The organism is Paenarthrobacter sp. TAF1, from assembly GCF_052113825.1.
In the GTDB taxonomy this organism is placed as follows: Bacteria; Actinomycetota; Actinomycetes; order Actinomycetales; family Micrococcaceae; genus Arthrobacter; species Arthrobacter nicotinovorans.
The window spans coordinates 87,528-101,423 of sequence record NZ_JBFRDO010000012.1; the positions used below are offsets into that span (position 1 = coordinate 87,528).

At 60.6% G+C, this 13,896-nt stretch carries 9 protein-coding genes; 3 read left to right on the forward strand and 6 right to left on the reverse strand.

The window, feature by feature from the left end; translation table 11 throughout:
* The first annotated feature begins 1 nt into the window (after position 1).
* From AB4Y81_RS15360 to AB4Y81_RS15370, 3 genes are all read left to right on the forward strand, one after another.
* A complete protein-coding gene (locus AB4Y81_RS15360) occupies positions 2-1,078 on the forward strand; it encodes a restriction endonuclease subunit S (RefSeq protein WP_441996205.1) in 1,077 nt (358 codons plus the stop codon).
* Positions 1,079-1,142: 64 nt separating this feature from the next.
* Complete coding sequence (locus AB4Y81_RS15365) at positions 1,143-4,370, forward strand: type I restriction endonuclease subunit R (RefSeq protein WP_441996206.1); 3,228 nt, start codon at positions 1,143-1,145, stop codon at positions 4,368-4,370.
* Positions 4,371-5,083: 713 nt separating this feature from the next.
* Positions 5,084-6,718: an MFS transporter gene (locus AB4Y81_RS15370; RefSeq protein WP_018778952.1), complete on the forward strand. Its 1,635-nt coding sequence runs from the start codon at positions 5,084-5,086 to the stop codon at positions 6,716-6,718.
* 127 nt (positions 6,719-6,845) lie between these two features.
* Here the strand turns inward: AB4Y81_RS15370 and AB4Y81_RS15375 are convergent, their stop codons facing one another.
* The 6 genes from AB4Y81_RS15375 to AB4Y81_RS15400 are packed head-to-tail and all read right to left on the reverse strand — an operon-like array spanning position 6,846 to position 13,793.
* On the reverse strand, positions 6,846-8,015 hold the full coding sequence (locus tag AB4Y81_RS15375) for a fumarylacetoacetate hydrolase family protein (protein WP_441996207.1): 1,170 nt from the start codon (positions 8,013-8,015) through the stop codon (positions 6,846-6,848).
* Positions 8,012-9,481, reverse strand: coding sequence for an aldehyde dehydrogenase (NADP(+)) (locus tag AB4Y81_RS15380; protein WP_431229997.1), 1,470 nt, complete (start codon positions 9,479-9,481; stop codon positions 8,012-8,014). The genes AB4Y81_RS15375 and AB4Y81_RS15380 overlap by 4 nt, the downstream gene beginning before the upstream one ends.
* A gap of 47 nt (positions 9,482-9,528) precedes the next feature.
* Entirely contained in the window at positions 9,529-10,716 is a 1,188-nt protein-coding gene (locus tag AB4Y81_RS15385) for a mandelate racemase/muconate lactonizing enzyme family protein (protein WP_055977270.1), read from the reverse strand.
* A gap of 10 nt (positions 10,717-10,726) precedes the next feature.
* Positions 10,727-11,560 (reverse strand): carbohydrate ABC transporter permease, encoded by an 834-nt coding sequence (locus AB4Y81_RS15390; protein WP_055977266.1) that lies wholly within the window; start codon positions 11,558-11,560, stop codon positions 10,727-10,729.
* Positions 11,557-12,537 carry a carbohydrate ABC transporter permease gene (locus tag AB4Y81_RS15395; RefSeq protein WP_431229996.1) on the reverse strand — a complete coding sequence of 327 codons (981 nt, stop codon included), beginning with the start codon at positions 12,535-12,537 and terminating at the stop codon, positions 11,557-11,559. Before AB4Y81_RS15395 ends, AB4Y81_RS15390 begins: the two co-directional genes overlap by 4 nt.
* Entirely contained in the window at positions 12,534-13,793 is a 1,260-nt protein-coding gene (locus tag AB4Y81_RS15400) for an ABC transporter substrate-binding protein (RefSeq protein WP_431229995.1), read from the reverse strand. Before AB4Y81_RS15400 ends, AB4Y81_RS15395 begins: the two co-directional genes overlap by 4 nt.
* Positions 13,794-13,896 lie beyond the last annotated feature (103 nt).

Here is a 13,896-nt window from a genome sequence, read left to right on the forward strand (position 1 = left end):
AGTGAGCATCCTGAATCAATTCTTAGACTTCAAGAATGGCAAAACATCTCCAGACCGGACTGAGGAGGGGGCCCATGCAGTCTTTGGCTCCAATGGGGAGATCGGTAGGTCAGACTCCACCAATGCGACGGGCCCGCTGGTGGTCATTGGTCGGGTCGGGTCCTACTGCGGCAGTCTTTATTACTCAGAAGCCGACGCATGGGTCACTGATAACGCAATTGTCTGTTCATCCAAGGATTCGAAGGACATTCGCTACTGGTACTACGCCATGCAGACGCTGGATCTTAATGGAAGAAGTTCCGGGTCGGGCCAGCCCCTCTTGAATCAAAGCGTCCTCGGCGCCATCGCATTTGATCCGCCGGGAATGGACGAGAGGCAGGCCATCGCAGAAGTGCTGGGGGCCCTCGACGACAAGATCGCCGCCAACACAAGACTGGTCAGGGGTGCCGACAACCTAGCTGCGTCTTTGACTCGTCAGGCGCTCGACAGGTCCGCCCCGGTGTCGCTGTCCAGTATTGCCGACATAGTCATGGGATCGTCACCTTCGGGCGCGAGCTTTAACGAGAATGGCGAGGGCACCGTCTTTTATCAGGGTGTAAGAGATTTCGGCGTTCGTTTTCCCAGCAATAGGGTCTGGACGGCCGCCCCCGTACGCCTAGCGGCCGCGGGAGACACCCTGTTGAGCGTTCGGGCACCGGTGGGTCGCGTAAATCTTGCAAGCGAGAAAACTTGTATAGGACGCGGGCTCGCCTCGATCCGTTCCCTCGGCCATCGACCCTTCACTTTATTCCATGTCCTAAAAGACTCGCATGATATTTGGGCACCATTCGAGGCTGAAGGCACGGTTTTCGGCTCCATCAACAAGAATCAACTGGCCTCGATTAGGGTTCCAAGCATTCGACCTGAAGTAGAAGAGCAACTGGAAGACACTCTGGGGTCAGTCGAGCGAATAGTAGCCTCTACGCTGAGCGAGAATGACCATCTTGCGACCACACGAGATGCCCTTCTCCCCCAGCTCATGTCCGGCAAGATGCGGGTCAGGGACGCGGAGAAGGTGCTGGAGGACGCGGGAGTGTGAGGCCGGACTAATCGGCCTAACCAGCGCCTCCGATCTCAAAGCAGGATTCACACAATATTTCAGAATGACCGCCGGTCCAACAGGGGGAATCACCGTGACAGCAGGAGCACCAGCAGTAGCCTTTTCCGAAGCCGACTGGGAGGGTATGGCCCTTGAACTCTTGGCCGAGCCACTCGGATGGCGGCCCTTGCCTGGGCAGGACATCGCGCCCGGTACGGGCGAGCGGGAGAAGTGGGATGAACTGCTGATCCGGCCTCGGCTGCTCTCCGCCCTCCAGCGGTTCAACCCTGCTGTTCCGGCCCAATACCTGCAGCAAGCACTCGCCGAGATCGCCTCTCCGGAATCGAACGACGCCATTGCCGAAAACCACCGTATCCACAACTACCTCGTGAACGGCTACCGGCTCAGTTACATCGATTCCGACGGCAACGAGGCAAACCCCACCATCCACCTGCTGAGCCAGGACCCCGACCAGAACAACTGGCTCGCCGTCAACCAAGTCACTTTGGTGCAGGGCGACTATAAGCGGCGCTTCGACATCGTCCTGTACTGCAACGGTATGCCGGTAAGTGTTATTGAACTCAAGAAGGCAGGCAGCGCCACGGCTGGCGTGGCCGCGGCACATGCGCAGCTACAGACGTATCTTCGCGAGTTTCCCATGGCATTTCGCTTCTGCGTGTTCACGCTCGCATCAGACGGTATCCAAGCAAAGTACGGCACTCCGTTCACTCCCCTTAACCACTTCTCGCCATGGAATGTGGACGATGATGGTCGACCGGTCGCACCAGGCTATATGGAGGCCGGCGTCGCCGTCACGGCTCTCGAGACCGCCCTGCACGGCCTGTATAACCAGGAGCGTTTTCTGCAATTAGTCCGTAGTTTCACTGCCTTCGATGGTGGCCCGGAAGGGCTGTTGAAACGCATCGCGAAGCCGCACCAGTACTTCGCCGTCACCAAAGCCGTCGGCAGCACCGTTCAAGCAGTGGAAAGCAACGGCAAAGCAGGCGTCGTCTGGCACACACAGGGCTCTGGCAAGTCAATGGAGATGGAGCTCTACACCAATCTGGTGGCACGGCATCCGAAGCTGAAAAATCCGACGGTCGTGGTGATCACGGACCGGAACGAGCTCGACGGCCAGTTGTTCGAGGGCTTTGATAGGAGCCTGCTGCTGGCCGAGTCGCCGAAGCAGATCCGGAAGCGTTCCGAACTGCGGGAGGAACTAAGCAACCGGACGACCGGCGGTATCTACTTCACTACCCTGCAAAAGTTCGGCCGCAGCAAGGCCGAAAAAGATTCCGGTGCCGAGCACCCGCTGCTGTCCAACCGGCGCAACATCATTGTGGTGGTGGATGAGGCGCACCGCTCGCACTACGACGACCTGGACGGATACGCCCGGCACCTGCGTGACGCACTCCCCCATGCCACGTTGATCGCCTTCACCGGAACGCCAATCTCCTTTGATGACCGGAACACGCAGGAAGTCTTCGGCGATTACATCGACGTGTACGACCTCACCCGGGCGGTGGAGGACGGCGCCACCGTGCCTGTGTACTTTGAGCCGCGGCTCATCAAGGTGGGACTCGCGTCCGACGTGACAGAAGAGGTCCTTGACCAGGCAGCCGACGAAGCCACTCTAGGCCTCGACGATACAGAACGGGCGCGACTCGAGGCGAGCGTCGCCGTCGTGAACGCCGTGTACGGTGCGCCGCAGCGTATCGCTGCATTGGCGGAAGACTTGATAGCGCATTGGGAGAACCGGCGTGCACAAATGGGCAAATTCATTGAAGCTCCCGGCAAAGCGATGATCGTGGGAGGCACGCGGGAAATTTGCGCCAACCTCTACTCCGCCATCGTGGCGCTGCGGCCCGACTGGCATTCGGATGACCTTGCCAAAGGAAAGATCAAGGTGGTGTACTCCGGTGACGCCACCGATGTTCCTCCGGTGTCCGATCATGTGCGCCGCGACTCGGCGAATGCGACGGTGAAAGAGCGGCTCAAGGACGTTGACGACGAACTGGAGCTCGCCATCGTCAAGGATATGATGCTCACCGGCTATGACTCACCGCCGCTGCACACGCTCTACCTGGACCGACCCCTGAGGGGTGCGCTATTGATGCAGACCCTGGCCCGCGTAAACCGCACCTTCCGCGGCAAACAGGACGGCTTGCTTGTGGCCTACGCGCCCCTGGCGGAAAACCTAACCAAGGCGCTGGGCGAGTACACCAACGACGATCGGGCGAACAAACCGGTCGGCAAGAACGTAGAAGAAGCGGTTGGGCAGACGGTGCTGCTGGTCGGAAAACTCCGTGGGATGCTCTCCGGATACGACTGGAAATCCGTGTTGATGAAGGGCGGCCCGCGGGCCTTTGTCAATGCCGCGACGGGCGCGGCCAACTACCTGCGAAGCCCGGAGACACCGGGGAACAAGCCGGCTGAAGGCGAAGAAGCTCTGGCCTCAATGTACCGGCGGTACTCCGGCCAGTTGTCACGGGCGTGGGCACTGTGTTCCGGCTCGGGTACCTTGGCAGAACTTCTGCCCGAAGTCCAAGTCTACGAGGAGACGCGGGTCTACATGGCCAAGTTCGACGCCGCGGACCGACAGGCCAGCGGCGAACCGGTGCCGGAGGAGATCCAGCGACTGTTGGGCAACCTCGTGGCTTCCGCAACCTCTTCCGGCGAGGTACTTGACATCTACGAGGCAGCTGGCATGCCGAAGCCCTCACTGGACGACCTGACACCGGAATTCATCGCCAAGACCCAAAATGCCCGCAACCCGCAACTTGCTATTGAGGCACTGCGGAAGCTCATCGCCGACGAGTCCGCCGTCGTGACGCGAAACAACGTGATCCGCCAGCGGGCATTCTCAGAACGCATTACTGAGCTGATGCGGAAATACACCAACCAGCAGCTAACGTCGGCGGAGATCATCGCGGAGCTGGTGGAGCTGGCTCGGGAAGTCGCAGCCGAGGGCAACCGAGGCGCTCACTTCACTCCCCCTCTGAGTTCTGACGAGCTTGCTTTCTATGACGCTGTGGCCTCCAACGAGTCTGCCGTGGAGATACAGGGCGAAGGCGTACTCGCCGACATCGCCCGCGAGCTGCTGTCAGTGATGCGCCGGGACGTTCGGACCGACTGGACGGTGCGCGATGATGTCAGGGCCAAACTTCGTTCCTCGATCAAAAGGCTTCTGGTCCGTTTCGGGTATCCGCCGGACAAGCAGCCGGAAGCCATCAAGCTCGTTATGGAGCAGATGGAGTCTATGGCGCCCCGATTTGCGGAGGCACGTCTTTAACAGGTCGGGCTGTCCATTGACGCGCCTTCTGGCCGATACGCTGGGATCATCAGGCAAAAGCCTGCTGTGCCGCTAACGAACAAAGGACCCGAGTGCAATCGGGTCCTTGTTCAGCGCGGTGCGCTCATTGGTGCGGTCGAGAGGGTCATAGCCTCAAATCCGAACACTTTGAGTCTATGGCCCTGCGCACGTAGGGCGCAACGTTGTTGTGCCCACAGACACGTGCTGGCCGTGCCCTGTTCCTCCGGGAGGAGGTGCCGGCATGGAGTCCAAGCGGAAACGTGAAGAACCATGGGGCGCCTGGAACCTGGCGGTGAACATCATCCGACTAGTCGTTGATGTCGTCCGCCTGTTCTGGCACAACATCCCCTAACCGGGAGCGGTGGCCACCGGCGCAATGTCGGTGGCCACCGTCAATGTGGCATCGACTCGCAAATCATCAGTTTCCGACCCCTTTTGGGCCCTGTTCAGTGGGCATAGCTAAACAATTTGGTAACAACGCGCCTCGCGGGGCAAAAACCACCCGACTTCCGCGTCCTTACAGGGCAAAAGCCGGTAATGAGATGCAACACACCTAGGCAATTTGCACCCTCTCAGGGGCCAAAAATAGGCTCTCAACTCGGGTTTTGGGGCTGAACCGCGTAAAATTGAAACCCTGCCCAGAGCGGGGCAGCAGAAGTCGCAAGCAAATGACCTCCCTAGGAGAAGCCCAAATGCCCACAGACCAAAGCAACACCGTCTCTCCGGATGGCGCAAGGAACGCCACCGGGAACCAGGTATTGGCAGGCCACACCCCGGCCGCCACGAACGCAGCAAACGCAATTAAGACCGCAGCAAAGAAAACGAAACTCCGCCCGAAGCGCCGATTGAAAGAATCGGACGTCAACGTGGTGGATAAGCCGATGCTGCGCAAAGCACTCGGCGGCACCATCGTCGGCAACACCATGGAATGGTACGACGTCGGTGTCTTCGGCTACCTCATCACAACCATGGGCCCTGTCTTCCTCCCGGAAGCAGACAAGTCTGTCCAGACACTCTTTCTTCTGGGCACCTTCGCCGCAACCTTCATCGCCCGCCCCCTCGGCGGCGTCGTGTTCGGTTGGCTCGGCGACAAGGTGGGCCGCCAGAAGGTCCTCGCAGCAACACTGATGCTGATGGCGGCAAGTACGTTCGCCGTCGGCCTCCTTCCCGGCTACGCGCAGATCGGCATCTGGGCCGCCGCGTTGCTGGTGATCCTGAAGCTCATCCAGGGCTTCTCCACCGGTGGCGAGTACGCCGGTGCCACAACCTTCGTCAGCGAGTACGCCCCGGACAAGCGCCGCGGCTACTTCGCCAGCTTCCTTGATATGGGCAGCTACATCGGCTTCGCCCTCGGCGCCGCCCTGGTTTCGGTCCTGCAGCTCACGCTGGGACAGGCCGCCATGGAGGAATGGGGTTGGAGGATTCCGTTCCTGATTGCCGGTCCTCTGGGCCTCATCGCGGTGTACTTCCGTAGCAAGATCGAAGAGTCCCCCCAGTTCCAGGCAACCCTGGACGCGCAGGAGGCTTCCGCCAAGGACGCAGCTTCGCAGGACGCCGCAGTCGCCAAGGGGCCCATCGGCATCGTCAAGGCCTACTGGCGCCAGATCGTGCTGGCCATGATCCTCGCGGCCGCTGCCAACACCGTCGGCTACGCGCTGACGTCCTACATGCCCACGTACCTCACTGACTCCAAGGGCTACGACCCCGTGCACGGCACCCTGCTGACCATCCCGGTCCTGGTGATCATGGCTGTTTGTATCCCGCTGACAGGTAAGTTGTCCGACCGCATCGGACGCCGCCCGGTCCTGTGGGTTGGCGCAGGCAGCACCATCGTGTTCTCCGTCCCCGCGTTCCTGCTGATCGGTATCGGCGAGATCTGGTCCACGCTGGCCGGCCTTGCGCTGATCGCCTTCCCGGTGACGTTCTACATCGCCAACCTGGCCTCGGCACTGCCGGCCTTGTTCCCGACGTCCAGCCGTTACGGCGGAATGGGCATCGCTTACAACTTCTCGGTTGCGATCTTCGGTGGAACCACACCGTTCATCGTGCAGGGCCTGATCGAAGGCACAGGCGATGACATGATGCCTGCGTACTACCTGATGGCCACGTCCATTGTGGGCGCCATCGCCATCTACTTCCTGCGTGAATCGGCCCAGCGCCCGCTGCCGGGCTCCATGCCCAGCGTGGACACCCAGGCTGAGGCACGCGAGCTCGTCGCCACGCAGGACACCAACCCGCTCATCAACCTGGACGAGATGCCGTTCGACGGCCAGCCGATCGATGATGCAGTGTTTGGTAAAGGCAAGTCGGATCTGACCCCCGCGTAGGCCCCCTTTGCCTGCAACTTCTGCATAGCGACGCTCACTCCAAGCGTCACGGATAGTTCGCGGCAGCTGCCGCCCACCGCAGCCACCAGCCCCAAGGCGCTCTCCTTGAGGTTGGTGGCTGCGGCTGTTAACCGACCTTCTCCACAGCGGTCAGGTACTTGAACAGTTCCCTGATGCCGAACGTCCACGGCTCCATCTCTTCGGTCTTGCGGACATGGTTGACCAGAGTCCCCAGCTGCGCGCTGCTGATGGTCACGACGTCGCCGGTCCTGTGGGTAAAGCCCAGTCCCTCCGCATCGCGGTCCTGGGTAGGCGCGAACAGCGTCCCTGTGAACAACGCAAAGCCATCCGGGTACTGATGGTGGCGTCCGTGCGCTGCCCCAACGAGTTCTTCAAATGGTCTGCTTATATGGGCCAGGCTGTTGCGGCCCTCCAGCTTGTAGCCCTCCGGGCCGTCCACAGTGAGGCTGATCTCTTCCGCTCGCAGAGACTCGACAGTGAAGTCGCCATGGAACAGCCGTATGAATGGACCTACTGCGCATGATGCATTGTTGTCTTTGGCCATGCCCAGCAAGAGCGCACTCCGACCTTCAACGTCCCTCAGGTTCACATCGTTGCCGAGAGTGGCTCCCTTGACCTGCCCCGACGAATCCACGATGAGCACCAGCTCCGGTTCCGGGTTGTTCCACGATGAGAAGCCCGGAATTCCCACACCTGATCCGTGGCCCACGGCGGACAGTACCGGCCCCTTGGTGAACACTTCCGGATCGGGCCCCAGTCCCACTTCCAAGTACTGCGACCACATGCCTTGGGCTGCGAGGATCTTCTTGGCCTCCTGCGCTTGCACGGTTCCGGGACGAAGGGAAGCCAAACCACCGTCGAGGGCGCGGTTAACGCTCTCCCGGACTTCCGCGGCCCGGTTGAGGTCTCCTCCACACCTTTCCTCGATGACCCGCTCGATCATGCTTTCCACAAAGGTGACGCCGCAGGCTTTGATCACCTGCAGGTCTATCGGCGCCAGTAAGAAGGGGACGCTCCTGTCACCGGAATGGCGATTATGGACCACGTCGGCCAGTTTCCAGCGAAGAGGACTCTCTGCTGTTTGCCGGACCAGTTCAGCGGCGTTGTCGTTGTCCAGAAGTTCGGAAACTGTGCTGAAGGTCTGGGTCAGGTCGACGAGCATATCCTCGCTGACTGCGACCACTCTGGGTCCATTGCTGATCGGATCCCACATCCGTCCGATGAGGACTGCTTCGGTTCCATCCGAGGGCAGGATGCTTGGCGATACTGTGTTCATTCGGTTTCCCCGTCCGTAACTGGTGATTCCCACGTTCCATCCACCCGACGCCGGATCCGCCAAGGATTGTGGTCCTGCAGCGGTTCCGGCAGCTGGGATGGCGGGAAGGAGTCGTAAGCGACCGGTCGCATGAACCGGGCAATCGCAGCCGTTCCGACAGATGTGGTGGAAGCAGTGGTGGCGGGGTAGGGACCGCCGTGATGCTGGGCATAGCTAACGGTCACACCTGTGGGCCAGGCATTCCAGAGCAATCGGCCTGACCGCTCGCGCAATACCTTCAACAACTCCGTGAGGTCCTCGTCCGGCTCTGCCTGAACAGTGGCCGTCAGCTGCCCCTCCAGCACTCGTGCGAGTTCGATCAGATCCGTCCCCGGCTTGTACTGGACTACCAGCGTTGCGGGACCAAACATTTCCTGCTCCAGAATCTCCGGAGATCGGAGGACTTGCTCAGCCGAGGTAAGCAACACCGTAGGCCGTGGTGATTCGGAGTCATCCCCGGCCACCAGCACATCGACCCCCCGGGCTGTGCGCACTTGTTTCAACGCTTCATCGAAACCTTCCCGCAGTCGCGGGCTCAGGAGGGGCGTCAAGGGTTTCGACGCGATTTCCCTCTGAAGGATCCCGGCCACCTCGTCATCATGGTCAACGGGGGCGAAAAGCAGCCCGGGTTTGGTGCAGAACTGCCCCATTCCCAGAGTGAAGGACGCAGCATAGCCTTCCAGAATCTCTCCCCGCCGGGCACTCCATGCCCGCTCGGTGACAAAAACCGGGTTGATGCTGCCCAACTCGCCATAAAAGGGTATTGGAGCCGCGCGCTGCGAGACCCGGTCAAAGAGCGCCCTTCCGCCAGCCGTGGACCCCGTGAATCCGATGGCCTTAACCAAGGGATGATCCACCAGCAGTTCCGCAGCCTGCCTCCCTACGATGGTGGAGAAGAGACCGGCGGGCGCCCCAGCCCGTTCGAGGGCTTCCCGGACCAGCTCGCCTGTCCTCAAGGCAAGTTCACGGTGGCCCTCATGGATTTTGTGCACCACGGCGCACCCTGCTGCCAACGCCGATGCGCTGTCGCCGCCCATGACGCTGAAGGCAAAAGGAAAGTTCGAGGCGCCGAAGACGCCCACCACACCCAATGGCACGGAAAAGCGGCGAATGTCCGGCCTTGGTCCCATACCCCAAGACGGATCGGCGTGGTCGATGGTTGCGTCGAGGTGCTCGCCGCGGACTACTTCGGAACCGAGTAGCCGGAGCTGGAAGACCGTTCTCTTCAGCTCATTGCGTAGCCTCGCCTCGGCCAAGTGCGTTTCCCGCTGCCCCAGGCCGACCAACTCGTCTGAGTTGGCGTCGAGGGCGTCGGCAACGCCGGTCAACCAAGTTCTCCGTACGTGTGGGGAAACATCCCTGGTCGACTCATAGGCATTGTGTGCAGCAAGTATTAGCGCCTCAACCTGCACTGGTGATGTGGTCATGTCTCGTCTTTCCGGGGGCTGCTGCCCCTCGCTTTCCGGTGGGAGCTTCAGATGGCCGGCGAGGGCTCAAGGTTGAAGAAGGAACGGGCATCCGGCGGACGGATGTCAGCAACAACATCGCTGAAGATTCTCATTGGATGCGGCGTATAGGGGTGCTCCGCTATCGCATCGAAGTCAAGTTCTATGCCCAGACCCACAGAGTCCGGGATGAGTACATCCCCGTCGCCGGTCAGCGTCAGCCGCTCGTTCGAAATCTCACTCCGCCACGGCACATCCGTGGCCATGATCTCCAGGTAACGGAAGTTCGGAAGCATCGCCCCCAGCTGCAAGGTGGCGGCAGTGCTCAGCGGTCCGCTCGGATTATGCGGGGCGAACGGAATGTACTGGGACGCCGCAAGGGTTGAGATGAACGACAACTCCAGGAGACCACCGGCATGCGTGACATCCGGCTGTACATAGTCCACAGCGTTCCGCATCAGGGCAGGCACAAAGGTGTTGCGGCCGATCCAGCGCTCACCTGCAGCAATGGCTACAGGAGATTTGGAGCGTATTTCCACCAGGGCGTCGATCCCGTCCGGCGGGCAGGGCTCTTCAAAGAAAACCGGCTGGTATTGCTCAAGTTCACGCGCCACCCGGATGGCGGTGGGCACGTCGAAGCGGCCGTGGCCTTCGATGAACAATTCGACGTCGTCCCCCACCGCTTCCCGAACAGCTGCGACTGGCTCAAGCATCCGGCGCAGCTCACGCGGTTCCAAGATGAGATCGGCCGCTTCGAACGGGTCCCACTTAAGTCCCCGGAACCCCTGCGCAACTGTCTGCACGGCAGCATCGGCGAAGTCTTCCGGGGACTTGGCCCCGGAAAACCAGCCGTTGGCGTAGGCACGAACGCGGTCACGGACCTGACCGCCAAGCATGCGATGGACCGGTACCCCGAGGGCACGCGCTGACACGTCCCACATCGCCATTTCCAGTGCGCTGAGCGCTGTCATGGATACCGGGCCGCCGCGCCAATAGGCGTCCCTGTTGACTTCGTAGATTGTCTGCGCGATCCGGGTGGGATCCTTGCCCCGGACGGCATCGGCAAGTACCGCTACCGCGCCGATGACAGCGTGCTCCTGGCCTTCGAGTGTCGCCTCGGCAACGCCCGTCAGTCCCTCATCGGTGCTCAGCCTGACGAAAATGAGGTTCGTGCGGTAAAAGTCGACAACCACGGTGTCCAGGTTGGTTATTTTCATTGGTTTGATGTCATCCTTTGACGGCGCCGGCGGTCATGCCGCTGACGACGAATCGTTGGGCAAAGAGGTAGAAAACGACCGCGGGCAACGTAAACAGCAGGCCCACAGCCATAATGCTTTGGATCGACGTGTCTTGTTCGCCGATGAAGCCGGCCACCCCAACCGACGCCGGCTGCAGGGATTTGTCGAAGACAAACGTGACAGCAAAGACGTACTCGTTCCACGCGCTGAAGAAGGCGATGACCGCAGCGGCTGCGACGGCCGGCGCTATGAGCGGCAATATGATGCGGACGAGGACAGTTGGCGGGTTGCTTCCGTCTACACGGGCCGCCTCGTCGAGATCGCGCGGAACTCCATCAATGGCGCCCTTGAGAATCAGCGCAACCACGGGTAATGCGAAGGCAGTGTCAGCAAGAATCAGCCCGTGAAGCGAGTTCAACAAATCAAATCGTCGGAAGATGGCAAACAGTGGAACCACCAGGAGCGCTTCCGGGAGCATCTGGGTGAACAACAGAGCGAGGCCGACGCTCGTCTTGCCCCGGAATCCAAACCTGGACAGGGCATAACCCAGCGGTATTCCCAAGGCAATGGATAGCACCGTGGTTCCGGCAGCCACTATCAAGCTGTTGATAAGCCAACCCACCACCTGGCCATCTGCCAAGGCTTCCCCGAAGACGCTTAGCCGGGAAAAATCCGGGAGCAGGTTCACATCTGAACCAAAGAGCACTTCATCCGACGCCAAGGCGGTCACGAACATCCAATACACCGGGAATATTGCAAGACCCAGCACCACCAGCACGCCCACCATTCGGGCAGTAACGCCAAGATGCCTGCTGCGCATCATGCCTCCTTCGCGGCTGCGCGAGCGACAAGCTGGCTGCCGATGATCACAATCAGGGATATAACGATGCCAACCATGCCGATCGCGGCAGCCGTTCCCAGCTGCTTCGAGTCAAAGGCTTGGGCGTAGAGATCGATGACAAGTGTCCGGGTAGAGCCGGAAGGCCCGCCGCGTGTCATCAGCCAAATCAGTTCGAAGCGGCGCAACGACCAGATGGTCATCAGCACTGCCACCAGGCCGATGGTGGGCTTGAGGACTTGCCAAGTGACGACGCGGAAGATTACCCAGCGCCCGGCGCCGTCCACCTGAGCGGCCTCCACCAATTCCTGCGGTACTCCCTGCAGCGCCGAAAGAAGCACGACGGCCACGAATGGAACCAACTGCCAGATGGTGGTTACCAGGATTGCTCCAAGTGCCATCTGCGGATTGTCCAGCACGCCGCTGGGGCCGGGATCGATCCCAACCGCTTTCAGGAGCCGCGTGAGTATTCCGAATTGCGGGTTGAACATCCAAATGCCAATGAGTGCCACCGCAATACCGGGCGCCGCCCAAGGCACCGTTACCAGCGACCGTGCTACGCCGCGGCCAGGGAACTTGCCGTTGAGGAGCATGGCCACCACCAAGCCCAAGCCCACAGACCCTACGACGCAGGCCGTGACGTACATCAGTGTGGTGAGCAAAGTTTGCTGAAACGAGGGGTTCGACAGAATGGACTGGAAGTTTGCCACCCCAACCCAAACATTCAGGTTCGGGTTCAGCAACGTGGTCCGGGTGAAGCTCAGCCAGACCTCCTGAACCAGCGGGAAGAGCTGGAAGACGACGATGTAAAGGACAGCGGGGGCAAGGAACAGGTACGGCGTCCAAGGACTGCCGACCGCCCTGCTGCGGCGCCGCCGGGAAGGTGTGGGGGCCGACGTCGGCTGTCCCTCAGACGCCGGGGACCGCGCCATCAGGCGCGATCCCCCCTTGCGTCCGTTCATTTCCGAACCAACTCCTCAGCCTGCTTCTGGGCCTTGTCCATGGCAGTCTTCATGTCCTGCTGACCCTGGAGGGCCGCAAGCACTTCGCCGACGACGATGCGGCGGATATCTGCAGTCTGAGGCCCGAATCCGTTGACGATCTGGGGGACACCCGACTCAGTCAGTTCGTCGAGGACCGGCAGGAACGGGTACTTCTGAAGGCTCTCGGCGCTGCGTTCAGTGGGTGTAGCAACGCTGCTGGCACCGAGGACTCCCTGCAGCTTTACCTGCTGTTCCGGCTTGAGGATCCAGTTGATGAAGTCAAGGGCAGCGTCCTTGTGCTTGCTGTTGGCATTGATGACGACCGGCGCCAACAGTGACCCATGCTTCTTTTCGGGGAAGGGGATGGGTGCCACGCTGAAGTTGAGGGCAGAGTTGGCCGATGTCGTGGCCGTGACGTATCCGCCGTTGTTAAGCTCCATGCCGACTTTGCCGTTAGCGAACATCTTGCGGAAAGTCGCGGCGTCGGCGCCCTTCGGGATGACGTTCGCATCGTAGAGCTCCTTGTACGCTTCCAGGCCCTTAACAACCTCCGGGGAGCTGATGGTGAGCTTTTCGCCGTCGGACCAATCGCCGCCGAAACCGAGAACGTAATTGAAGATGTCCTGCCAAACACCGGCTTCCTCTGCCTGGGTTTGGCGGAACGCGAGGCCGTAGACATCGCCCTTTGTGGTGTCCTTGGCAGTCTGGACGAACTCCTCGAACGTCGTGGGAGCCTCGGGAATGAGGTCCTTGTTGTAGAACATGCCGTAGTTGGAGTTCTCGAAGACGACTCCGTATCGGTTGCCGTCCACCGTCAGGTATTTGTCAGGACCGGGGTTGAGTTTCAGCTTGGACGCGTCGATCTTGTCATTGAGTGGTTCAAGCAGTCCCGAAGCAGCGGCCGTGGAGAACTCCGGCATGTCGAAACGGATCACGTCCGGACCCTCGCCTCCACCCATCTGGGTGAGCAACGTCTGGCCAAACGTCGGGTAGGGGACGGAAGCGGGTTCAACCTTAACCACGTTCTGGCTTGCGTTGTATTCATCGATGAGCTTTTGGAGACCGGGTCCCCGCCCCGGATCTCCCAAAGTCGAAGCGGCAAACGTGATGGTTGCCGGCTGCGGCGACGAGGTGCCCTCGGGGGATGACGAACACCCTGCAAGAACGCTGGCGCTGACTGCTACCGCTGCCAGGACAGAGACAGCCCTTGCTCCGCGGTTGGGTCGAAATGACATTGCTACTCCTTCGTGCACGTCTGTGATGGGAGTGAGACTTGGCCCACATAGATAGGATTATTACTAATAATAGGTATAAAGGCAATAGTCAGCTTCAAAGGGT